The organism is Paenisporosarcina sp. (assembly GCF_057785155.1).
The window spans coordinates 1-24454 of the sequence record NZ_JBYNRN010000020.1 but is presented as its reverse complement, the minus strand read 5'-3'; the positions used below and the strand labels follow the sequence as shown (position 1 = coordinate 24454).

The window sequence follows — 24454 nt, the reverse complement described above, 5'->3', positions numbered from 1 at the left end:
ACTAAACTATTGAGGATAGCAGAATCAGTGTGAATGATGATTTGGAGGAGCCGTGTGCGTAAATAGCGCAAGCACGGTTCTGTGAGGGGGGAGGAACACAATCTACCGTAAGGTAGAGAGGTTCCCTTCTACTCGACTAGTGAAAGAACAGGAGATCGTCAGAGACGGTCTTTTTTTATTGGATATTTATTCATTAGAGGGGTAAAGTGAAATCGCCAAAAGCCCGTCAATTCAACGATGTATATTTCGTGAATAAAAGATAGATCCGTGAAAAGTGGAAGAAGTGACAGTCCGTAGGGGTTGGGGTGTGGGGACTAACTTCCGAGTCGATGTGTTATGTCACCCTATTCTGTATACGTGATACAATCCAGTTAATTAATTAAATCGATGTTTTCCGGTGTAGTTGCAGAGTAGAAAAATTATTGTTACAATTAAAAAGAACATACGTTCGTCAGTTTTTTATAAGGGGGATATTATGAATATAAAGCGTAATTTGGTATTGTTTATTGCTGCGAGTTTAGATGGTTACATAGCTACGAAAGATGAGTCTTTAGAATGGTTATTTAATGTTGAAGGTGACGGAGATAATGGATATTCAGAATTTTATGAGACAGTGGATACAGTTTTAATCGGCAAGAGAACTTATGATTGGATAATAAGACACGAAACAGGGGAATTCCCATATAAAAATAAAGAATGTTATGTTTTTACAAGGTCTTCAATTGAAGATAACGAAGATGTTAAATTTATTAATGATGATATAGCTCGTTTTACAAATGACTTGAAAAATCAAGAAGGAAGAAACATTTGGCTTGTTGGTGGAGGAGAATTGTTACAATCTTTTGTGGAAAAAAAATTAGTTGATGAAATTATTTTAACAGTTGCCCCAACTATAATTGGAAAAGGAATTCCGTTATTTAAAGAGGGGGATTATCAATTAGACCTTGCATTAAAGGGAACCAGGAAATTCAATCAATTTGTAGAACTACATTATGGAGTTGAAAATTAAAAATATATTGTTATTTTCATATGTTGCAAATCTCCCAAAAAAACGCTGCATTTGACCGATTTCGGTCAAATGCAGCGTTTTGCAGTTTCCTTTAAAAGCATCTAGTACTTCCCAATACAATTGTTATGTCAACCTATTCTGTATACGTGATACAACCCAGTTAAGGAATTAAATCGATGTTTTCCGGACAGATCATGCAACTTCTTCTTAAACTAACGGAGCAGGTTAGTTAGTTAAATAATAATATTGAATAAAAGTAACGAGCGGATTGATCAAAATGAAGTATGAAGACGTCATTAGTGAGTTTTTAAAAGATTTTCCAGAACACTTTTCAATGCATAAAGAGCATATCAATCTCAATGAAGATGAACTATCATATGGAGAAACTTTAAACGAAGATGTACCACAATTAATAACGATAAATAATATAAAAAGCTAAAAAAGTTCTGGTGTCTGTCCTTTCTTCGACATGAAAAAATGCACCCCCTAAAATAGTACCGTTCAAACCCAGGGGTTTTCAACGTCTATTCTAAGGGGTGCACTTCACTATCACGACTGATTTTTCTTACTCAATAGAGTGCACATTGCATCTTTCAGATACCCAAAAGAGATAAAAGGTAAGTCCAAATGCAGATGAGCCCGAGTAGTGCAAGACTATATTTGATTGTCATTCTAAGTAAGGTAGATTCTTGTCCAGTTTCTTTTACGGCTGCTGTTGCAATGGCTATTGATTGTGGAGAAATCAGTTTGGCCATCACCCCACCACTTGTGTTGGCAGCAAGAAGAAGAGAAGAACTTGTGCCAATTTGTGTACCTGTCACGACTTGGAGATTTCCAAATAAGGCATTGTTACTTACAACAGAGCCTGTGATAAATACGCCGATCCATCCAAGAACAGGGGATACCAACGGAAAGATATCGCCTGTTTTTGCGAGTGAAAGGCCGATTGAAGAAGAAAGTCCTGCATAGTTTGAAAGATTGGCAAATCCCATAATAAAACAGATGGTTAAAACAGGGATCCAAAGTTCTTTCAGTGTATCGCCTAAGCTTTTCATGCCTTCTTTTAAGTTAATTCTATTACTAAACATACCTGTTAACATAACAGCTAAGAAAATCGCCGTACCTGTTGCAGAAATCAAGTCGAGTTTAAAGGTGGCAATTAATGGTGTTTCGATCGCAGCAATTGGTGGTACTTTCACGACTTGACCGTCTAATCCAGGAATCGGTAACAGTAGTGTTGTCTTATAGAGTAGACCACCTTCTAAAAAGAAAGCTTTGAAAACTGGAAGACTCCAGATCAAAATCATTCCTGTCAAAATGTAAAACGGAGACCAAGCAAGAATAATTTCTTTAAGAGAGTAGTTTTGCTGGATGCCGACCACTTCGTCAGGATTTTCACGATAGATATTTTTAGGTTGCCATTTATTTAAGAAAAGCGCAAGAACAGCCATACTGACAAGAGCAGAAATAATATTGGCTAACTCTGGTCCTAAAAAAATGATAGTGAGCGTTTGAAGAGCTGTATATGTTCCACTCACGACAAGTAAAGCTGGTAACGTTTCTTTTATGCCTTTCCATTTGTCGAGAATAAAGACGAGTAAGAATGGAATGATAAAAGAGATAAAAGGCAGTGTCCAAGCCAGAGTACGAGATAAATCGATTGGTGCCATATTTCCCATTTGCGCACCGACGATAACAGGAATTCCAATTGCACCAAATGCACCAGATGCAGCATTTGCGATTAAACAAAGCATTGCAGCTTTCAATGGACGGAACCCAAGTTCTGTTAGTAAGGCTGCACAAATTGCTATTGGAACACCAAAACCGGCTGCACCTTCTAAAAATGCACTGAAGCTAAAGCCAATCAGTAATACCTGAAGTCGTTGGTCTTGTGAGATATTTGCGATACTTCCACGGATCACGTCAAATTTCCCTGTTTTAACCGAGATTTTATAGAGCCAAACTGCCATTATCACGATATAACCGATTGGCCACAAACCGTTTGCAATCCCGTGGAAGACTGCAGCAATGGCCTTTGAAAATGTCATTTGGAATAAAAATGTCGATACAAATATACTAATGATTAGGGTAAGAAGGGCTGCGATAATGCCCTTCATTTTGAATACAGTTAGACCCAAAAGAAAGAATATGACAGGAAGGGCTGCAACAAAGGCTGATAAGTACGTGTTATTCAATGGATTATAATCTTGAATCCAGATGATGCATCCTTCTTTCTATTTGAAATTATAATTTTACTTCTTCAAAGTGAGGCGCCAAAATGGCTTTTAAGACATCTGCGCTGTGTTGGAATTTTTGTTGTTCTTCTTCATTGAGTTCTAATTCAACAATTTCTCGGATCCCACTACGATTTATGATTGCTGGAACACCCATGTATACATTTTTTTCACCATACTGGCCATCCAGATGAGCAGATACTGTTAACACGCTATTTTCATTGTTCAAAATGGCTTTTGTAATTCGCGCAAGTCCCATGGCGATGCCGTAGTAAGTAGCACCTTTACCCTCGATGATTTTGTAGGCTGCATCCCGTACATTAATGAAAATTTCATCTAAATCTTCTTTTTTATACTGTTCTTGACGTTCAATCATTTTCAAAATGGGAATACCACCTACGTCTGCGGAACTATAAACAGGTAGCTCACTGTCACCGTGTTCTCCGATGATATACGCATGAACATTTTTGGGTGCAATTTTAAAGTAATCACCTATTAAGTATCGGAAACGGGCTGTATCAAGAATGGTACCAGATCCTATAACTCGTCCTTTGGGTAACCCACTATAATGCCACGTAGCGTACGTTAATATGTCAACGGGATTGGTTGCGACAAGAAAGATGCCATCAAATCCACTAGCCATGACATTCTCGACAATTGTTTTAAAAATAATCAAATTTTTCTCCACAAGGTCAAGGCGTGTTTCTCCTGGTTTTTGGTTCGCTCCTGCACAAATAACAACTATATCTACATCTGCACAATCTTTATACTCTCCAAAGAGAATATTTGTTGAATCTGGGGTGAATACTTTCCCATGATTCAGATCCATTACCTCTCCGATTGCTTTTTCTTTATTTACATCAATCAAAATCAACTCATCTACAATTCCTTGGTTCATAAGAGCAAAGGCGTAGCTTGATCCTACATATCCTGTTCCAATTACTGCAACACAGCTTCCTTTTTCTTTTTTCATAAGTTGATCTTCCTTTCATATCAATACGATTGTAGATAGGAAATATTTTTTGTGAACAAATTCACAATTAGACTTTCCTATTTCTATTAAGCATTTAACCTATTTAAATCGATTATCATACTTTTATCCTTCATTTTACTTAGCTCCTAACATTTCTTCAATCCTTCTGAACCTGGAGGTGCGTGAAACGAGGCCAAAGAGCCGAATTTTTTTGTGTTTATGTCAATGCATCCTAATCCAATTCTTTTTATCGTGCTATATACATTAAGTAAACAATTAACCACTATGTTCCTTTTAAATTCACGTCAAGAAAATGTTTTTGTTTGCTCACTATTTTCACTTCTTCGATTAAATTAGGTTATATTTAGCGTAATTCATTCTCATGCGAAACACTGTAACCTTTATCACACGTGGAGTAGTATTGACGATACACAACCCGTTTTATTCCACATAGCAGTGGTTTACAAAAAAAGGGATACCCTGTTATGGGCAATCAGACAATTTCGCAAAAGGCTATCGACCTTCTTCGCATTTTATTTCACTTTTTAAATGAGCCAAATTCTGAATAATGATTTTGCCTTCCTACATAGAAATGTGGCCTTTTTTTTCAATTCACCAAGCAAAAGTTAACTGCTTTCCTGGCCATGCCGCAAGTAGGTCAATATAAATAAAATAATAAAAGTTTTCTAGGATAAGTCTCGTATAGAACTCTCCTGTTATAATTAAATATAATTGAGGGTCTAACTTACGCCACTAAAGTTTATTTAGATAATGTAGGAATACACGATGAATAGTTAGTAGAAGAGCGGTTTTTTGCACAAGAATATAAGAAGTTTTCTTAATATAGAAGGATAAAGAAAGAGATTTAAAAGGGGATACCTAATGTTGAATTTAAAATATTTAGATTTGTTAGCGCAAAAATATGATAGTGAAGAAAAAGTGGTCACTGAAATCATTAATCTTGAAGCCATTCTAGATTTGCCTAAGGGAACGGAACATTTTGTGAGTGATTTACACGGCGAGTACCAGGCATTTCAGCATGTACTACGGAATGGTTCCGGAAATGTAAAAGTGAAAATAAGAGACCTTTTCAAAGATGAATTGCATGAGAACGAGCTAAATGAATTTGCGACATTTGTTTATTATCCAGAAGAGAAATTACAATTAATAAAAAGCAATTTTAGCAGTAAAAAGGAATTGCAAGAATGGTATATAGAAATGATCGAACGTATGATGAAGCTTGTCTCATATGCTTCGTCCAAGTATACACGTTCGAAATTACGTAGAGCTTTGCCAAAGCAATTTGTTTACATTATAGAAGAGTTATTGTATAAGACAGACGAGTTCAAAAACAAGAAGGATTATTATGCGAAAATGGCCGAGAAAATTATTTCCCTTGGCCAAGCTGATAAACTGATTATTGGCCTTGCTTATACCACTCAGCGGTTGGTAGTGGACCATCTTCATGTTGTAGGGGATATTTATGACCGAGGCCCCGATCCTCATAAAATTGTCGATACGCTCATCGATTATCATTCAGTTGATATTCAGTGGGGGAACCATGATGTCCTATGGTTAGGTGCTTTTTCCGGTTCTAAGGTTTGTCTGGCGAATATCATCCGGATATGCGCCCGCTACAATAATTTAGATATTATTGAAGATGTGTATGGAATCAATCTTAGGCCGCTTCTGAACCTTGCAGAAAAATACTATGACGACAATCCGGTTTTTCGCCCAAAGAGAATTTCAGATGAAAAATTAACCGAGCAAGAACAGCTGCAAATCACCAAAATTCATCAAGCCATTTCCATCATTCAGTTTAAGCTGGAAAGCCCGATTATCAAAAGACGCCCGTGCTTTGATATGTCGGATCGACTCTTGCTTGAGAAAATAAACTACGAAAAAAACGAAGCAACACTTCACGGGAAAACGTATCCATTGGAAAACGTTTGTTTTGCGACGATTACTCCGGAGCAGCCTGAAGAATTGTTAGAAGAAGAAAAACAAGTGATGGATAAATTGTTGTTTTCTGTCCAACATTCAGAAAAACTGGCCCGACATATGAATTTTCTAATGAAAAAAGGTAGTCTTTATTTGAAATATAACGGGAATTTACTGATACATGGCTGCATTCCGTTAGATGAAATAGGAAATATGAAAAAAATGGAGATTGAGGGTAAAACGTATGCTGGCCGTGAGTTGCTGGATGTCTTCGAGCGTTATCTCCGTTATGCCTTTGCCCATCCCGAAGAAACAGATGACTTTGCGACCGATATGGTGTGGTACCTATGGACAGGAGAAAATTCCTCCCTCTTTGGAAAAAGAGAGATGACCACCTTTGAGCGGTACTTTATTAAAGAAAAAGAAACGCATAAGGAAAAGAAAAATCCATATTATTATTTGCGCGAAGATGAGGAAGTTTGCCGAAAGATGCTCGCTGAATTTGATTTGAATCCCGAACTTGGCCGAATTATCAATGGGCATACACCGGTGAAAGAAATTGATGGAGAAAATCCAATTAAAGCGAATGGGAAGATGATCGTTATCGATGGCGGTTTTTCCAAAGCTTATCAATCAACAACAGGGATAGCCGGATACACGCTATTGTACAATTCCTATGGCATGCAGCTGGTCGCCCATCAGCTTTTTATTTCAAAAGAAGAAGTTTTAAGCAATGAAACCGATGTATTGTCTGTAAAAAGATTGGTGGACGAAGAACTAGAGAGAAAAAAGGTGAGAGAAACGAACACCGGCGAGGAATTATTACAGGAAATCTCTAATTTGAATAGTCTGAGGGAACATCGTTATATGAAGTAACAACTTGAACTTCAACTCAATTGAGATTGAAAAATAGCGATAGCTAGTCTGTAGTGAATGTGGTTTTAAGTAAGTTTATCTCGTGTCATTTTTAGAGTCTTAAGCTTTTCCTTTACTTAAAATAAATGCAATGCGATTTGAACCCCAAATAGTGAACACACAAAAACCCCTTTTGGGGGTTTTTGTGTATATATTAGTTTTTCATTGCGAAATAAGTCGCCAATAGCATCGCTTACTTCCTGCATTGGATCCAATTAAAGATTAGCAGCAACACAGTTTGGATTCAAGAATTCTATTAGTAGTGTTAAAGATAAATTATTTGTTAATATTTTCTGCGTGTTCCTGCTGGAAGGATTTAATCTACTTAGCAAATTACCATAAATTTCCCGAATTCCATCATAATTTGTGACCTTAAAACTTTGGAATATACTTGATATTCGGTCATTCAAAAAAATTATTAGAGAGTTTTGGTCATGATCAAGTCCACTTGCTCGTCATCACCCATATAAAAAGTGTGAGCACCTGTTTGGACAAATCCCTTTTTCTGATAAAATGCAATGGCATTTTCATTTTTCTCCCAAACGCCTAGCCAAATGTTCTTTTTCTTTTGTTCCATCGCAATTTCCATCGCTTTATTTAACAGATGCTTACCAAGCCCATGTTTTTGGAATTTCTTTTTCACATAAATTCTTTCGATTTCAAGTGATTCATCGCCCATTGCTTCCGACTGGGCGTCATCGGTATTAACCTTTAGGTATCCAGCGACTTCATGATTGAAATAAACAAAAAAGAATTGTGAAGAACGGTTGGTTAACTCTTGTTCTAATTGTTTCAAGTTGAATGCCTTTTCCAAATAGGCATTCATGTGTTCAGGTGAATTCTGCTCCTCAAATGTCTCGTTAAATGTGTCAACACTAATTTCTTGGAGTTCACGGGAATCTTCAAGGGCACACTTCTTTATAGTCATCGTCATTTAGATAGGTCGCTCCTTCATCTGATTAATAGTTTCTCTTGTTTCCTTTTTTTACAAATTCCCAGTCTTTTTCGATATTTTTTCTGATTCGCTGCAGATGATTGAAAATGTTTTCAGTTTCTTTTGCAGAAAATCCCTCTAATGCAACGAGATTGGAATAATCATTTTCTCTTTTGATGAAAGGGTACACAGTTGTTCCATTCTCCGTTGGAAAGAGTCTTTTTATTTTTTTGTTGTTTGGATCTTCTTTCTTTTCAATAAAGCCATTCATTTCTAGTTTTTGGATAGCACGAGTTGCTGTGGATCGGTCTACTTTTATCATTTCTACTAACTGTTCTTGAATGATGCCTGGGTTTTCACATATTCGTACCAGGTACAAATACTGCCCTTTGGTAAGGTCAAATTCTTTGAATTCTATATTACTTATCGAATCCAATGCCCTTGCAATCATGCCGATTTCTCGCAGTATCTCTTTCATAAAAAACTCCTCAGAAAATAAATGTTTTGTTGCAAATGCAATAAAAAATGGTATATATTGAATTTACCCTAACTTTGTTGCATTTGCAACAAAAATACCTAACAATCTACTTAACATTAGATTGTTAGGTTTTTCATTTAATATGTAAAATAGCGCAATGTAAGTTAACTTTTAAAGTATTAACTTTGAGAACCATTGGGGTCGTGTTCAGAAAGGGGTGCGCTCTATCACCATTTTCCAAATGGCAAGGAAGAATTATTAATTGCTTGTCTACAATCCTTAAATGAAGTGATTACGACGGATATTGAATCTATTTTCCAACAACATCTATCAACACATGAAGCAACATATGCAATGATTGAAAAGTTAATTACGAACTTAGAAACAGAAGATACGATTACAGGCTATATGTTTAGTAGCATGGTCAGCGAGATGGCATCAATAAGTGAACCTGTAAGAAATGCTTGTGGAGCACTTTATGAAAAAATTCAGGACATTTACCGTAATAAGCTATTAGCAGATGGCTTTTCAAGTGAATCAGCTTCTTCTGTTTTATTATTCATGACAGCTTCAATTGAAGGGGCGATGATGCTTTGTTTAACACAAAAATCAACTGATCCTTTAAAGACGATTGGAAAACTATTACCAAATATATTGAAGTCGTATTAAACAACTAAACTAAGAAATTAATAAGGAATATGAATATTAAAGTGGAGAATTTACATCATTCTGAGCATCTCTAGTCGCAATCGCAAAGCTAGTTTGAAACTACTCAAACGTTAGTTTCATTACAAATGTTTTAACAACATCCTTGTGAATTTTGCAAAAGACGTTTTTATGGAGCGGCATAACGCTAAATTTATCGATAAAAACCGTGCTTTAATATAATGCACCCACCGAACAAGGTGAGTGCTAATTTTATTGAATTACATCTGTAAGCTCAGTTATCTACGCTTCGTTATCTCAAGGCTACTCTTTTTTTGTTGTGTATTGGAGGGATGTATTTTTACCTTTCAACGATTTGGTTCCTATTTCTGCAAACTCACTAGCGAGTTCTGCTTTAATATTGTCTGGTGCAATATTTTGATGAGTAGATTTGTTTAGAACTTTCAACGCTTTGTTACCTATTTCTGCAAATTCACTAGCGAGTTCTTCTTTTATACGACCTGGTGGGATTTTTAGGGTTTTTGGCGTTTGAGGTAAAGTATTTTTGTTTCTACTTGACGTTTTGTTATCATCTCTGCCCACGTTACAACATCCTTTCTTAATTTAGGTTCGTATTAGTTTGTCTTTTGAAGTCATATTCATGTAAACAAATTTTAAAATTATTTTCCGTTTGATTACATAGTATCGAAAAGTTAAAGTTTTTTGAAAGGAAGAAAAAAATGCATTTTGAAAAAAGACTACCAAGAAACGGCAAAGAAGGGCTATTGTACGGCGCCATTATTGCTACATTGACAGTTCTATTTATGACATCATTTAGTATCATTCTCGCTGTGGGGGAATTCAACGGAGATGTGGCTTTAACCATCTTGAAGACTATTCCGGTTATGTGGATTATTGTTATGATTATTGAACCAGCAATTTTCGGTCGCATTGCTGAAGCTTTAGCTGCAAAATTTACTCAACCAACGGATAGCTTCAATGCCAAAATAGTATTCCGCATTCTTTTCACTGTACTTGGAATGTCAGCCGCTATGACATTTATCGGTGATATTGTAGGAAATGGTTTTAGTAGTGAAATCTTCAGCAACTGGATAAAAAATTGGCCACGTAACTTCGTAATCGTACTTATTGCAGAAAGTTTGGTCATTCAACCGATTGCCCGTTTTGCGATGGTGAAATTACATGAATCTCAAGATAGAAAAGCTCAACTAGAAATAAATGCATAAATATAATAAACGAAAAAAGCTCTCAGACGAATCTATGTGTCTGAGAGCTTTTGCTATTTTATTTAACTTGTAATTAGCTTTCTGTATTAAAATAATACATTATTCAAAATTAATATCCATTATCTTATGTGGAAGATGGTAAAATAAAACTATGAATTATTTTCCAATAAAATATATAAATAAGACTAGAGATAGGAGATTTCTATGATCATTTACAATGAAACTTCTTCCAGGTTCATTAATCATGTTCTTGAGAGAAATATAGGAAATGTATTACTAAATAATATCCAAGAAAAGATGAATCGATCTGTTTCTCCTAGCGAACTTCTTTCATGGACAAATTCACTTCCGCAAATGGCTAAAATTTTAAGAGATGCGGAACTAAAGGAAGATACGCATGTCCTTCTAGAATATAAACTGCCTTCAACTGAAAAGCGTATTGATTTTATGATAGCGGGTGAAGACAACAAAGGGCAGCAAAATGCAGTCATTGTGGAATTAAAACAATGGCAACGATCAAAAATTGCCAATGGAGATGGAATTGTTAAAACATTTTTAGGAAAAAGAGAACGTGAAACAGTGCATCCTTCCTATCAATCTCTATCGTATAAACGATATTTAGAAAATTTTAATGAAGCACTATACCAGGACTCTTCAATCAATTTGTCCTCTTGTTCATATTTGCATAACTATATTCCCACAAGAAATCGAGCAGAAGAACCTTTGTTAAATAAGCGATATGCAACGTACGTAGAACAATCCCCAATTTATTTTCAATTTGATGATAAACAATTAATGCAGATGATTAAAGATTCCGTGTCTGAAGGGAAAGGAAGGGAAATAGCAAAGCAAATAGAAGAAGGTAAAATAAAGCCTTCAAAAAGATTAGTGGAAGCAGTTAATTCTTTATTTGAAGGTAACGAAGAATTCATATTATTAGATGAGCAAAAAGTTGCTTATGAAAAAGTGTTGTCGATTTATAGAAGTCTAGATTTAGCAACGAACGAAAAGCATACTATCTTAATAAAAGGTGGACCAGGAACCGGGAAATCGGTTATTGGATTAAATTTAATGAATTTTCTTTTAGGAGAAAACGCAACGATTGAATACATAACGCCTAACCAAGCTTTCCGTGAAATCCTTCGAAAAAAACTGATTGGGACTAGCGAGTTTGTTGAAATACGAAGCCTTTTCAAGGGGTCGGCTTCTTATGTCGAAACCCCAAACAACTATTTTAATGTTTTAATATGTGATGAAGCACATCGTCTAAAAAACCAGGGACATATGAAGAAGAAAATAGAAAGTGAAAATCAGGCTACTCAAATTATCCGTTCAAGCAGACTGAGTGTGTTTTTTATTGATGATGAACAAGTAATATCAAATAAGGACATTGGACGTTTCGACTTACTAAAAGAAGAAGCCCTAAAACAAAATTCTACTGTTCATGTAGTTGAACTAAATTCACAATTTCGGTGCGGTGGTTCAGGTAATTATCTTGATTGGTTAAACGACATTCTCTATGAGCAACATCAGGGTATTCTTCTAGACAGAGACTTCGATTTCCAACTTGTAGATTCACCTCAAGAACTTGTCCAAAAGATTGTTCATGAAAAGAATGGAAGACTACTAGCAGGTTATGCTTGGGACTGGATTACGAAACCAGTAAATGAACAATTATCAAAAGACGTAGTCATTAAAGAACATGATTTTGCTATGCCTTGGAATGACCCTAATCGTATCGACTGGGCGATCCATCCAGAATGTTCCCTTCAAATAGGTTGCATTCATACCGTACAAGGACTTGAGATGGAATACGTCGGAGTTATAATTGGAAACGATTTATTGTTCAATCCCGAAACAAATGCAATCGAAGTGAATCGAGAACATTATAAGGATAAAGGTGCGAGACCAGCGAAACCAAAAGGGAAATACGAGGTAGATTCACTTGATAAACTGGTGAGGAACACTTATAAGACCTTGATGACTCGTGGGATGAAGGGTTGTTATGTCTATTGTTGCGATAAGGAATTAGCAAAGCATTTTAAACAAAAGATGCAAGCATACGATATCACCCGAATAGATGAAGAAATAAAATATTAATGAATTTGAGGTTCCCATTAATTTCCGCAAAAAAACATTTTTAATAACTAGCCACAAAAAAGGAGTATCAACATGAAAGAACAAACAATCAGAGAAATTCAACAAGCATACGAAGCAAATCAAATGAATTCGGTAGAATTAGTTCAAATGTATTTAGATAGAATCGAAGCTTATAATCGCAAGGGTCCAAAAATCAACGCAATAGTAAGCATCAATCCAGATGCTTTAAAAATAGCTTCAGAGTTGGATAAAGATCGTGGAAAAGGAATTCGAGGTCCTTTACATGGCATTCCTGTTATTTTAAAAGACAATATTGAAACAGCCGACAACATGCCAACAACTGCAGGAGCCTTTGCTCTTGAAAATAACTTTGCCAGAGCTGACTCATTTGTTGCTAAGCAACTGCGACAAGCAGGGGCTATTATTCTTGGGAAAGCTAATATGAGTGAATGGGCTTACTTTATGACAGAAGATGTACCTAGTGGATACAGTGGATTAGGTGGACAGGTCTTAAATCCTTATGGGGTAAGTTCATTTATTGCAGGAAGTGTAGGTGGTTCTAGTTCAGGTTCTGGAGCGGGGATTGCTTCTAATTTTGCGGTTGTAGCGATTGGGACGGAAACTTCAGGCTCAATCCTTAGTCCCTCGAGTGCTAATTCATTAGTTGGGATTAAACCAACTGTTGGGTTAGTTAGTCGAACAGGCATTATTCCACTTGCACATAGCCAGGATACTGCAGGCCCGATGACTCGAACGGTTACAGATGCGGCGATAACACTTGGCGTGATAACTGGAGTGGACGAAAAGGATCCAATTACGAAAACGAGTAAAGGAAAGGCATTAAAAGATTATACGAAATATTTAATTGCAGAAGGGTTAAATGGAGCTAGAATTGGTGTAGATAGATCGTTCTTAAGCGCTGTAGATACAGATGAAAGAAAGATAATTGAAGAAGCCATTGAAGAGATAAAATCACAAGGTGCAATTATTGAAGAAGTAACGATTCCTAAAACAAGTTTCACTTCTATTGTTTTGTGGCATGAATTCAAACATGATATAAATGCTTATTTAAGTAAGGTTTCTAATGAAGTTCCAATTAAATCACTAGTAGATCTTATTGAATTTAATAAACAGGACCCAGACGTTAGAATGAAATTCGGACAAATTGAACTTGAAAAGGCTCAAACGATGAGTGATGATCCTTACGATCCAACTTACTTAGAACACCGTAAAATAGACATAAGAAATTCAGCTAACGAGGGAATTGATGTAGTCATGGCTGAGCACAACTTAGATGCTTTATTATTTGAGAGCAACCGTGGTGCAGCAATACCTGCAAAAGCAGGCTATCCGTCGATTACCGTCCCTGCTGGTTATACAACTGAAGGCATGCCAGTTGGGGTTACATTTAGTGCAAAGGCTTATAGTGAACCAAGATTAATTGAACTAGCATATTCTTATGAGCAAGCTACGAAGAAAAGAGTGGCGCCGAGATTTTAAGTAATTTCAAAAAGCTATCTGTGCAGCACAGTGTGGGTTTGGGATTGAACAATATTCCTTTAGAATGGGTAGACAAGGTTGAATTGAGTGACAGTATTCTCGAAATTGCTGATGATTTGCTCATTGAGCATCAAAATACACTGGAATGGTGGGAGCGTTATCCCGGTTATTAGTAGATGTCAAACTGAATGTAAAGGAGGGTGTGTCAATTGAAGAGAAGAATTTCAAGGGTTACTTACGAATTCCTTAAGAAGGAGTTTAATTATCTAGAAAGCACTGGCCATTTAAATAAAGGGCAAGCTAACGACTTAATTGATTTGTACGAGTCTCCAACAGCAGCACCAGTTCAATTACCAGTGGTAAAAATGAACGCTGTGCAAATCCTATCGATTATAGGTGGTGTCCTAATCGGCTTAGGAATTTTAAGTTTTGTGGCGAGTAACTGGTCTGAACTTACGAAGACATTCAAATTTTTAATACTATTAACTACGCTGATCGTGTTCTATGTAGTGGGGTTTGTTTTAGAAAAGAAAAAACCACATCTCTCAAGAGCTTTTTATTATATAGGGGCATTTGCGTATGGTGCTGAAATATTCTATATCGGCCAGATGTTTCACTTAGGTGGAAATTTAGAAGATGCCTTTTTAATGTGGGGAATCGGAATTCTGCCTTTAGGGTTGTATTTAAAAGACAACATATTAAAAGGGGCAAGTTTAGTATTTATTTATGCATTTATTGAAATGAAGTTCCTTTTTGCAGAAGGGTTATTAGAATATGGACCTATTCTCATCATTCCAGCACTTTTTGCTTTTGGCTACTATTTCATGCGAAACAACGTATATGTAAGATTGGTTAACTTCTTCATTCTCTATCAGTTTATTGAAATGACCTTCATGTTCGCGGATGACTGGACCAAGTATTTACCAATATTAATCATTCCTGCGCTTTTCGCACTAAACTATTTTGTTATGAATAAATCAGTAGAACTAATGATTGCAAACTTTGTGTTACTCTATCAATTTATTGCCATACATTTTTTGTTCGAACCTATATTAGAACATGACAATTTTCCTTATGTAGCTGTATTAGCGGTACCAATTCTTTTCTACATAGGACATGTCATGATGAATAAGTCACAACCATTATTCATCGTCAATTTCACATTTACAGTCATATTATCAGCACTCTTATTTTTACACTTTGAGTATGAGAATTTTGCAGTCATAGCACTTTTCTACTTCACACTATGGATGCTCATTACCTATATACAACATCCGGATTATAAAGATTTCATGAGGTTAACAGGGACAATACTACATTTCCCAACTGCTTTACTATTGTCAATTCCTGATGTATGGTTTCCTATGTTTTACAAGGATTTTAGCAATTACCTGGATGCGCCAGACTCCAAAGCTTTACTAGCGTCAGTTGTGTTCTCAGTCTTATATATCATCTATGCACTGACACTTGTTAAAAAAGAGAATCTGTACGGAGTAGCCATTGTCTGTGTGTTCGTCCTACGTTTCTATGTAGATCTATCACTAGCATTTATGGACAAATCAATTGCTTTCATCATTGGGGGCTTATTATTACTAGGTCTCGGCTATTGGTTTGAAAAAACGCGAAGAAAGGAGATGGTCAAGAATGAAGAACCTCACAAAGAATAAATTATTTTTAATCTCTCTACTACTTCCGATTATCCTTTTGTTAAGCATGACAATTAAGCCATTAGCTACAATCAATTATGGCGAAACAATACGGCTCCAAACAGTACCGGTAGATCCTAGCAACATATTCTACGGCGACTATGTAGATTTAGACTTCGAAGCGGAAAACATTCCAGTTAATCTTGTAGAAAGTTCTTTGCGAAAAGAACTAGAAGACAATACTAATGGTTACTCAGAAGATGATTTAAAAGTTTATATACGTTTAGCATATAGTAAGGAAACGGATACCCACCAAGTGACTAACTTATCAAAGAGTAAACCAAAATCAGGTACGTATTTTAAAGTTATACTCCATCCAAGCATATACGAGGAAAAAGTCAGGGTATCAATTCCAATAGAACAATACTATCTAGAGGATGATACTGGATTAGAGTTAGAAGACAAAGCACGTAAAGGGGAGCTAATAGCAACAATTAAAGTACGTAATGGCTATGCAATTCTGAGGAGTGTAGAATGATTTCTGACTTTCTTTAATTAATATGTCATTTAAATTAAATGCACCTTGAAAAAGAGCTGAGCGGGGTTATTACCCTGTAAAGCTCTTTTTCCATGCTGGTCGATGATAATCAATTCAGTTGCATATTCAATCATCCATCCCTATTAATCAGATATGATTTAGAGTAATTTTTTCTTGAAAAATCGTAAGTCATAGTAATAGTATTATTTAATTAAAAGGATATAATAATGAAAGAAATCATAAAATACATAAGATATTATTGTTGGAAAGAGGTTTGAATGATGTCGCAGAAACCTGATGATTCAGGCCTTATTAAAAGTCATCCAGATTGGATGCAGAGTTATATTGATTCGCCAGAGAAACAACAAAAGCTTTACAGACGAACTTTGTGGATCGTTGTCATTTCACAAATTTTCGGGGGAGCAGGACTTGCAGCAGGGATAACTGTTGGGGCACTTCTCGCTCAAGATATGCTAGGAACAGATAGTTTTGCAGGAGTTCCTGTTGCGCTGTTTACTCTTGGTTCTGCTGGTGCCGCATTAATTATAGGGCGACTGTCACAACGTTTTGGACGGCGCTCAGGACTTGCAACAGGGTTCTTAACTGGTGGTCTTGGCGCAATCGGTGTAATTATCGCAGCATTAACCAATAATATCTTCCTGCTGTTTGCTTCATTCTTAATTTATGGTTTCGGTACTGCTACCAACTTACAAGCACGCTATGCAGGTACTGACTTAGCAAATGCTAAACAGCGTGGAAAGGCTATCAGTATTGCAATGGTTTCAACTACATTTGGTGCTTTTGCTGGTCCAAACTTAGTCGGAGTAATGGGTAAGTTCGCTGTTTCAATCGGTGTACCTTCTTTAGCTGGTCCGTTCATTTTAGCGGCAGTAGCCTATATTATTGCTGGTTTAGTTCTATTAGTTTTACTTCGACCCGATCCACTTGCCATTGCAAATGCCATTGCAGATTCTCAAAGCGATAGTAATCTATTAGATGAGAATGCCAAAACACTGGATAGCAACAAGCGAGGAATCATCTTAGGAGCAACGGTAATGGTGATCACTCAAATAGTCATGGTTGCCATAATGACGATGACACCCATACATATGAGGCATCACGGACATGATTTAAGTGATATAGGAATGGTTATCGGTATTCATGTTGCCGCTATGTACCTGCCGTCACTTGTGACAGGTGTACTCGTTGATAAACTTGGACGCATTGTCATGACAGTCGCTGCCGGGGCTACATTAATGGCTGCAGGCTTAGTAGCAGCATTTGCACCTGCCGATAACTTAATGGTTTTAATCATCGCACTTGCACTACTTGGACTAGGCTGGAACTTTGGTTTAATTAGTGGTACAGCACTCATCGTGGATTCAACACAGCCATCTAATCGTGCAAAAACACAAGGGAAAGTGGATGTCTTGGTAGCTTTAGCTGGTGTATCTGGGGGAGGTCTTTCAGGAATAGTGGTAGCAATAACAAGTTACGCTACACTTTCTATAGCTGGAGGCTTCCTTTCATTACTGCTAATTCCAGTCGTTGTTTGGTCTCGTAAGCAAACAAAATTGGGCTGACCAACTGGTACTTGTTGAAATATAATTCAATTGTTACGTATAAAGCCATCCAAATTGAAATCAAATTTTTCAAGGGATGGTTTTCTTATGTTTTTAGAGAAAGTAAAATTGTCATTGCTACTGATTTTACTTTTGATTTTTTAAAAAATAATATGACTAATCTCAAATTAAATTGACCAGTCACTTAATACATAGAGGTGGGAGACATGCTAGAATTTTTCTTTGGATTGATAGGAGAGGCGTTTTTGTTCTTTTTTGTCCCGAAATCCAAGTTTGATAAAAATGTAGAAAAACTGAAACAGGAAAAATGGTTTTCTAATTTAGAGGAAGATTACCGCTACAACTACATCATTTGGAATAGCAGAAAAGTTAAGAGGTACATCGCAAAGTCCAGTAACATTACTATGTTGCTTAAGGATGATCAAGAGCAGAAGAAGTTTACCGAACTAATCAAGCAAGAACATATTAAATTTGCTATCAAGGGAAAAGGGGTTTAATTAAATTAGAAACGTAATGGTCAAATAACAAGTTCTGTAAATAAGTATGAAATTTAAAAAAGTTAAATAAAAGGGAGTTCAATTCGTATATGAATTGAACTCCCTTTAGTATTACAACAGAATTGTCATTTTATGTTAATATTAATAAAATGAAATTTTTGGAGAGTGAAGAAATATGCCGATGGAGCAGGAAACAATGGGTATGTTAATTGGTGGGTTTTCGATTATAATGGGCATCGCGTTTATTGTAGTATTGGTATTAATGTTCTCAAAACAACGACAGCATTTTAGAATGGCATATGGATTCGTGATAGGTTATTTTATATTCTTTACTTGGGCAATCAGTCACGCCTTAAATGCAATTAATTTTAATGTTAACCATCTAATGGCGTCGGAAGAAATATCTTTAAGTCTCGGAATTGCAGGAGTTTTATGGGCAATTAGCATGGTGTTTTTGGTGATGGGAATAATAAAATTCTCGTCAGTTAATAAAACTACTATTGAAACACAATAAAAAGGCATCGGTTATTAACCCGATGCCTTTTGTTACTTCCTCATAAGAATTAATGGCTCAATCAAAATTTCAGCCAAATACCTCAATCAAATAAATTCATACTTAAATAACGTTCACCTGTATCTGGGGCAATACACAACACTTTTTTGCCTTTTCCTAAACGTTTGGCGATTTCAATAGCTGCATAAACGGCAGCTCCAGCTGAAGGGCCAACAAAAACTCCTTCTTCACGGGCCAATTTCTTGAAAACCTCAATGGCATCTTCGTCACTGATTTGCATAATTTCATCGTACACTTTTGTATTCAAAATATCGGGAATAAAGCCCGGGCTTGTGCCAACCAGTTTATGTTTGCCTGGTTTTCCTCCCGATAAAACAGGTGATCCTTTCGGTTCCACAACAGCTACATACAAGCCAGGGAGATGTTCTTTCAATGTTTCCCCAGTGCCAGTGATGGTTCCACCAGTTCCGGCTGTTGCCACGAAAGCATCCAGTTCACCGTTCATTTGTTCCAAAATTTCTAACGCAGTTGTAGTCCGGTGGATATCTGGATTAGCGGTGTTTTCAAATTGTTGCGGGATAAAACTGTTTGGAATTTCATTTTTAAGTTCTAATGCTTTTTGAATGGCTCCAGGCATTTTTTCTTCATTTGGTGTCAACACCACTTCAGCACCGAATGCTTTCAGGAGATTGATCCGTTCTTGTGTGGCGTTATCCGGAAGCACGAGAATCGCCTTATAACCTTTGGCAGCTGCCACCATAGCAAGGCCGATTCCTGTATTGCCACTTGTAGGTTCAATAATTGTATCGCCTGGATTTATCAGCCCTTGTTCTTCAGCCATTTTAATCATATTATTAGCAGCTCGGTCTTTTACACTCTTTGTCGGATTAAACATCTCCAACTTTACATAAACATCAGCCGCGTCGGCCGGTACGATTCTATTTAGCTTTACGACAGGAGTATTTCCAATCAAATCAGTAATATTGTTAAATGGTTTCATGACTAAAACAACCTTTCGTTATCAATGGTACAAAACACGTTTCTTCTATTGTAATACAACAAGGCAAAGCAACCAAATAGAGAAACTCGGAATTACTACAATAGCATATGTATAAATCAAAAAAGCAGCACATTAATAGAAGACCGTCGACTAAAACATGGATAATTATGTTAAAATTACTGAAACTTGTATTAAGAATTAATCGTCTAATTAGTTAGGATGGTGAATGAAATGGGACGAATTTTTATTGGAATAACATTCATTATTTTCATTATTACAGGATGTCAACCAGACGAAATTGGAGAAGTATTACTAATCAAACACAATGAGATTAAAGATAATAATATCGAAGAAGTTTTAAACGATCACAATAACATTAAAAATTTAGATGGCCTAAATACATTTGTTGAAAACGTCAACAATCAAAAAGAAGCTGTGATCAAAACCGAAGGGCAACGTGGTATAAGGACATTAACATCTGAAAATGGGAACGTTTCTGTAATTCATAGTGTGGATGGAGAGTTCATAGAAGAATATACTTGTACAAAATTAATAATCGAAAAAGAAGAAATGGTTGATAAATATATACTTAAACAATGTACGGGAGATTTTGAAGGTAATTTCGAATTATTAAGCGTATCAAGTGAGGATAAGTAATTAAACTACAGGGTGAAAAATCTGGGGATTCGGAGTTTTAGTAACTACTAAAGAGACAAAAACTTAATCACATTTATGGAATGGAGGTAAATTATTGTTTATGAAAAATATAGGAGTTTCCAGAATACTTTGTATCTTATTGCTTTTAGTAACTGTGTTTATCGTATTTAGTTATATTTACTTAAAACAAGATATAGCGCGGTATTCAAAAGGTGCTGTTTTATCTAGTAGCGAAGTGGAGAAAAGTCTAGAAGAGTTTGAAACTTTAATTGAGATAGAGACTGATGACTATACGTACTATAATAATTTAGCAGCAGGTTTTGTGCCATCATTGAATTATCATATTATAACGAGTAATAGGTTTATAAATAAATACGATGATTTTTATTGGGAAACATATGAGCCATTGAGCGATTCTATAAGGCATTCAGCTAATAACTTTACAAAAGTGAATGATAAAGAAAGTTATGAAAGTGCAAGAAAAGAGTTTAAGCAGGATTTAGAAAAATATAGTGAAGCTGTAAAAACTCTCAAAGAATTAGATTGGAACTAATGGGTTCGTTGATCCAAGAAGGATTGACGCTTTTTTTGTTGAACTTATTGAACTAACGCAGCAGTTTAGTAAAAAGTCGATTTCGATTAACTTTAGGTAATGTAGGAATTCACATCAAAAAATGTGGGGGAATATGCAATGTTTGAAACATTTAATTTTGACTTAATTCATCGTGAACTAAATGATGTAACTCCTTTAGTGGTGCTGATGTGTGGTGTGGCTGGATCAGGGAAAACTACTTTTTCACAACTATTAGAAAATGAAGGTTTTGTACGTCTTTCTATTGATGAAGAAATATGGGCTACTAATGGTCGTTGGGGGATTGATTTCCCAATGGATAAATTTGAGGAATACAGGAAAGATGCAGAAAGAAAATTACGCAACCGTTTAATAAAGTTAATTCACGAAAAACAACAGGTGGTAATTGACTTCAGTTTTTGGGATCGTGTAAGAAGGAACCGATATAAAAAACTTATTGCGGATTCTGGCGGTAAATGGAAACTTATCTATTTAAAAGTTCATTCAAATGATTTACGTGAACGACTTAAATTACGTAACAAACGTTTTGATGCAAATTCGTTCCCTATTTCAGAAGAACTTTTAACTTCTTACCTAAATGGTTTTGAAGTTCCAAAAGGCGAAGGAGAAATTGTAATTAAAAATTAGACCTATCAAATAAAAACCACTAAGACTTACTTCAAGTAGGTAAATACTTATTCTACTTCAACAAACGACGTGCTTTATTTCAATAAGGGTAAAGCATTTTTTGTTCAACTAACGATGCAGTTTACTTCAATAAAAAATAAAGGTAGAAGAGGGTTCTAGATATACCCAATCTGTAAGTAGTGGAATGCTATGAAACTGGCACGTTCCGTGTGGAGCAGGGGAAAATCCGATATAACCTCAAACGCTTACTTATTGCTAACGGTTGTGATAATAAAAGGGGATAAGATAATGAACCAAACTGAATCTCTTAAAATTAATAAAGAAGGTTGGGATAAGGTTGCTGAGGACTTTTTTTCCTCCACAGCGTTACCTGTTTATGGTCCTTTTGCACCTACTGAAAATGAATTATATTTCTTCGAGGATGTAAAATCCAAAAAGATATTAGAATTAGGATGTGGAAGCGGTCACTCCTTAAAATATCTAAATCAAAAAGGAGCAAGGGAGTTATGGGGCTTAGACTTATCGAGTTCACAAATAGCTACTGCAAAGAATTTATTGAAAATAAATAATATTGAAGCTCATTTATTTGTTAGTCCAATGGAAACAAACCCTGGAATACCAGAAAACTATTTTGATATTGTTTGCTCAATTTATGCATTAGGTTGGACAACGGACCTTCCTGCAACATTAAGTAATATCTATTCATATTTAAAACCAAAGGGTAATTTTATATTCAGTTGGGAACATCCTTTATATAGTAGAATTAAATATGATGGAAGTAATTACATAATAAGTGCTTCCTATAATACGGAGGGCGAACATAAAAAAGACTCTTGGCGTGGAGTACCAATTGTGATGAATCAAAGAAAAATCTCTACTTTCTTGAATGAACTTGTTAAAGTAGGATTTGTTATTGAAAACATAGTGGAGGAATTTAGAGGAGAACTAAACAAAGAAGATAAACCTGATGATTGGTACTCGTCTAAAAAGGCATCAATAATACCACCAACAATGATTGTTAAGTGTTTTAAACCATTCTAAGAAACCTAACAAAATTTGTTCAACAAACGGGAGCGATTGTGGAAAAAGGCGTAAATCTTTTGCTAATAAGATAGATTAGTTGAAAAATGAACTGCTATTTGGTTTCGTACTTGCTTATGTGATAACTAAACTATGTGAATGGCTAAAGAAATACGTTCATCTTCAACTAACGGGTGCTTGAGTTGAAGATCAGAAAGCTTATTGAACTAACTCGGCAGGTTAGATTAAGACGAAATTGGAACCCCTATGGAAGAGTATTGCTATTTATGAACAAAAATGTATAAATATTTTTCTGTATATACAATTGAGACAGGTAAGGGAGTTAGGAAATTATGAAACCATTACAAGGGAAAATTGCTGTTGTTACAGGAGCATCCCGTGGTGCGGGTAGGGGAATTGCTTTTCAACTAGGCAGTGCAGGAGCGACGGTGTATGTGACAGGTCGGAGTGTAAAGGGGGCTACAACCGATATTCGACCAGAAACCATTGAGGAAACTGCCGATGGTGTTACTTCACGTGGAGGTAAAGGCATCGCAATACAATGTGACCATACAAGCGACAATGACTTAAGGAACCTATTTGAGCAAATTGAGAGGGAACACGGTCGGATTGATATTTTAGTCAATAGTGTATTCGGTGGCTCCGAAAGTTCTCTACCATCAGGAGATGGACGGCATTTTTGGGAACGACCACTGGAGCATTGGGATGCTATGATGGTTGCTGGACCGCAAGCTTATTTGCTGACTACTCGATACGCTGTACCTCTGATGGCCCAACACCATAAAGGGTTAATTGTAAATATCACATTTTTTATCAAAGACAAAGTCTCAAGTAATTTATATTACGATTTAGCTATGAATGCTATCAATCGAATGACACTAGGAATGGCAAAGGAATTAAAGGACTACAACGTTTCAGCCATTGCTATTTGCCCAGGTTGGATGAGAACAGAAAGAGTTATAGATTCAGGTTTTGGACCAGAGGATGGAACAACTGAAACAACAGCGTATGTAGGTCGTGCGGTTGTGGCATTGGCATCAGACACTACGGTATCTAAGTTTTCTGGAGAAACAATAATGGTGGCTGAACTAGCGAGAGAATATGGCTTTACCGATGTCGATGGAACTCAACCCTTGCCGTTTGAATGATAATCAGCTTCCTGACGATAAGGGGAAGAGTTGAAAATATGGCGAATGCTGAACAAGCAGTATTTGCTTTTTTACTATCTGAACAAGTTGAAACGATAAGAATGAAGGATTTTCTATTCTGGAGGTTACAAGATGGAACTTTATAAATTTAATAAAGAAAACGGTAAAAGGATTTCAAAATTCAATTCAGATTTTGTTATGTCCCGTATTATACAAACGGAGAAGGCAAGCCACATAGGTTGTATGCATTTGGAAGAAAAAGGAGTTATTGGTTTTCATCAAGCCGTAGTACCTCAACTTCTTTTAGTTCTGAATGGAGAAGGCTATGTTTGTGGTGATAAAAAAGAATACGTCAAAGTTCAATCAGGAGATGCTGTCTTTTGGGAGAAAGATGAATGGCACGAAACCAAAACTGGTAAAGGATTGACTGCTCTTGTTATTGAGAGTGAAGAATTAAACCCTGAATTATATATGACTTAATACCTGTTGTTAAGCTAACGGGTGCTTGTGCGGCCGAGCCTAGGTCGTATCATATAGCGGGTGGGATTCCCGTCGAGAAAGAACTAGCCATTCACTCGTAGCGAGTCTTGGAGGGCTAATGGTAACAGTAGCCTTTAAGCGTAGACAGTTAGGTG

The 24454-nt window shown here is 36.2% G+C and carries 24 protein-coding genes; 18 read left to right on the top strand and 6 right to left on the bottom strand.

What is annotated here, in order from left to right; all coding sequences use genetic code 11:
• Positions 1 to 475: 475 nt before the first annotated feature.
• Positions 476 to 1009, top strand: coding sequence for a dihydrofolate reductase family protein (locus AC3EA5_RS07665; protein ID WP_488607793.1), 534 nt, complete (start codon positions 476 to 478; stop codon positions 1007 to 1009).
• Between the two features lie 277 nt (positions 1010 to 1286).
• On the top strand, positions 1287 to 1448 hold the full coding sequence (locus AC3EA5_RS07660) for a hypothetical protein (protein ID WP_488607792.1): 162 nt from the start codon (positions 1287 to 1289) through the stop codon (positions 1446 to 1448).
• 154 nt (positions 1449 to 1602) lie between these two features.
• Here the strand turns inward: AC3EA5_RS07660 and AC3EA5_RS07655 are convergent, their stop codons facing one another.
• Both AC3EA5_RS07655 and AC3EA5_RS07650 read right to left on the bottom strand, forming a co-directional pair.
• Entirely contained in the window at positions 1603 to 3228 is a 1626-nt protein-coding gene (locus AC3EA5_RS07655) for an L-lactate permease (protein ID WP_488607795.1), read from the bottom strand.
• Between the two features lie 25 nt (positions 3229 to 3253).
• Positions 3254 to 4216 carry an L-lactate dehydrogenase gene (locus AC3EA5_RS07650; RefSeq protein ID WP_488607791.1) on the bottom strand — a complete coding sequence of 321 codons (963 nt, stop codon included), beginning with the start codon at positions 4214 to 4216 and terminating at the stop codon, positions 3254 to 3256.
• An 885-nt stretch (positions 4217 to 5101) separates the two neighbouring features.
• Here AC3EA5_RS07650 and AC3EA5_RS07645 point away from each other — a divergent pair.
• The gene (locus AC3EA5_RS07645; protein ID WP_488607794.1) at positions 5102 to 7033 is read left to right on the top strand and encodes a fructose-1,6-bisphosphatase; all 1932 of its coding nucleotides are present in this window, start codon (positions 5102 to 5104) and stop codon (positions 7031 to 7033) included.
• Positions 7034 to 7490: 457 nt separating this feature from the next.
• Here AC3EA5_RS07645 and paiA read toward each other — a convergent pair whose 3' ends face one another.
• Positions 7491 to 8006, bottom strand: coding sequence for a spermidine/spermine N(1)-acetyltransferase (gene paiA / locus AC3EA5_RS07640; RefSeq protein ID WP_488607790.1), 516 nt, complete (start codon positions 8004 to 8006; stop codon positions 7491 to 7493).
• Between the two features lie 25 nt (positions 8007 to 8031).
• Positions 8032 to 8484, bottom strand: a complete 453-nt coding sequence (locus AC3EA5_RS07635; RefSeq protein WP_488607789.1) for a MarR family winged helix-turn-helix transcriptional regulator — start codon at positions 8482 to 8484, stop codon at positions 8032 to 8034.
• A gap of 195 nt (positions 8485 to 8679) precedes the next feature.
• On the opposite strand from AC3EA5_RS07635, the gene AC3EA5_RS07630 reads away from it, so the two are divergent.
• Positions 8680 to 9153 carry a TetR/AcrR family transcriptional regulator gene (locus AC3EA5_RS07630; protein WP_488607788.1) on the top strand — a complete coding sequence of 158 codons (474 nt, stop codon included), beginning with the start codon at positions 8680 to 8682 and terminating at the stop codon, positions 9151 to 9153.
• Positions 9154 to 9453: 300 nt separating this feature from the next.
• Here the strand turns inward: AC3EA5_RS07630 and AC3EA5_RS07625 are convergent, their stop codons facing one another.
• Entirely contained in the window at positions 9454 to 9732 is a 279-nt protein-coding gene (locus AC3EA5_RS07625; protein ID WP_488607787.1) for a YfhD family protein, read from the bottom strand.
• 137 nt (positions 9733 to 9869) lie between these two features.
• On the opposite strand from AC3EA5_RS07625, the gene AC3EA5_RS07620 reads away from it, so the two are divergent.
• From AC3EA5_RS07620 to AC3EA5_RS07585, 8 genes are all read left to right on the top strand, one after another.
• The gene (locus AC3EA5_RS07620; RefSeq protein WP_488607786.1) at positions 9870 to 10376 is read left to right on the top strand and encodes a DUF2798 domain-containing protein; all 507 of its coding nucleotides are present in this window, start codon (positions 9870 to 9872) and stop codon (positions 10374 to 10376) included.
• 204 nt (positions 10377 to 10580) lie between these two features.
• Positions 10581 to 12476 (top strand): DUF2075 domain-containing protein, encoded by a 1896-nt coding sequence (locus tag AC3EA5_RS07615; RefSeq protein WP_488607785.1) that lies wholly within the window; start codon positions 10581 to 10583, stop codon positions 12474 to 12476.
• 72 nt (positions 12477 to 12548) lie between these two features.
• Positions 12549 to 13976 carry an amidase family protein gene (locus tag AC3EA5_RS07610; protein ID WP_488607784.1) on the top strand — a complete coding sequence of 476 codons (1428 nt, stop codon included), beginning with the start codon at positions 12549 to 12551 and terminating at the stop codon, positions 13974 to 13976.
• A gap of 209 nt (positions 13977 to 14185) precedes the next feature.
• Positions 14186 to 15643, top strand: a complete 1458-nt coding sequence (locus tag AC3EA5_RS07605) for a DUF2157 domain-containing protein (protein WP_488607783.1) — start codon at positions 14186 to 14188, stop codon at positions 15641 to 15643.
• Positions 15621 to 16160 carry a GDYXXLXY domain-containing protein gene (locus AC3EA5_RS07600; protein ID WP_488607782.1) on the top strand — a complete coding sequence of 180 codons (540 nt, stop codon included), beginning with the start codon at positions 15621 to 15623 and terminating at the stop codon, positions 16158 to 16160. The genes AC3EA5_RS07605 and AC3EA5_RS07600 overlap by 23 nt, the downstream gene beginning before the upstream one ends.
• A 281-nt stretch (positions 16161 to 16441) precedes the next feature.
• Positions 16442 to 17743: an MFS transporter gene (locus tag AC3EA5_RS07595; protein WP_488607781.1), complete on the top strand. Its 1302-nt coding sequence runs from the start codon at positions 16442 to 16444 to the stop codon at positions 17741 to 17743.
• 206 nt (positions 17744 to 17949) lie between these two features.
• Positions 17950 to 18240: a hypothetical protein gene (locus AC3EA5_RS07590; protein ID WP_488607780.1), complete on the top strand. Its 291-nt coding sequence runs from the start codon at positions 17950 to 17952 to the stop codon at positions 18238 to 18240.
• 175 nt (positions 18241 to 18415) lie between these two features.
• Positions 18416 to 18754, top strand: a complete 339-nt coding sequence (locus AC3EA5_RS07585; protein ID WP_377734786.1) for a hypothetical protein — start codon at positions 18416 to 18418, stop codon at positions 18752 to 18754.
• A gap of 82 nt (positions 18755 to 18836) precedes the next feature.
• On the opposite strand, the gene cysK is transcribed toward AC3EA5_RS07585, so the two are convergent.
• Positions 18837 to 19754, bottom strand: coding sequence for a cysteine synthase A (gene cysK, locus AC3EA5_RS07580; protein ID WP_488607779.1), 918 nt, complete (start codon positions 19752 to 19754; stop codon positions 18837 to 18839).
• Positions 19755 to 19985: 231 nt separating this feature from the next.
• Between cysK and AC3EA5_RS07575 the strand changes: the two genes are divergently transcribed.
• The 6 genes from AC3EA5_RS07575 (at position 19986) to AC3EA5_RS07550 (ending at position 24299) form a co-directional block, all read left to right on the top strand.
• A complete protein-coding gene (locus AC3EA5_RS07575; RefSeq protein WP_488607778.1) occupies positions 19986 to 20411 on the top strand; it encodes a hypothetical protein in 426 nt (141 codons plus the stop codon).
• Positions 20412 to 20505: 94 nt separating this feature from the next.
• Complete coding sequence (locus AC3EA5_RS07570; RefSeq protein WP_488607777.1) at positions 20506 to 20964, top strand: hypothetical protein; 459 nt, start codon at positions 20506 to 20508, stop codon at positions 20962 to 20964.
• Positions 20965 to 21102: 138 nt separating this feature from the next.
• Positions 21103 to 21630: a P-loop nucleotide/nucleoside kinase family protein gene (locus AC3EA5_RS07565; RefSeq protein WP_488607776.1), complete on the top strand. Its 528-nt coding sequence runs from the start codon at positions 21103 to 21105 to the stop codon at positions 21628 to 21630.
• A 189-nt stretch (positions 21631 to 21819) separates the two neighbouring features.
• The gene (locus AC3EA5_RS07560; protein ID WP_488607775.1) at positions 21820 to 22671 is read left to right on the top strand and encodes a class I SAM-dependent methyltransferase; all 852 of its coding nucleotides are present in this window, start codon (positions 21820 to 21822) and stop codon (positions 22669 to 22671) included.
• A gap of 332 nt (positions 22672 to 23003) precedes the next feature.
• On the top strand, positions 23004 to 23819 hold the full coding sequence (locus tag AC3EA5_RS07555) for an SDR family NAD(P)-dependent oxidoreductase (RefSeq protein ID WP_488607774.1): 816 nt from the start codon (positions 23004 to 23006) through the stop codon (positions 23817 to 23819).
• Between the two features lie 132 nt (positions 23820 to 23951).
• On the top strand, positions 23952 to 24299 hold the full coding sequence (locus AC3EA5_RS07550) for a cupin (RefSeq protein ID WP_488607773.1): 348 nt from the start codon (positions 23952 to 23954) through the stop codon (positions 24297 to 24299).
• The last annotated feature ends 155 nt before the right edge of the window (positions 24300 to 24454 follow it).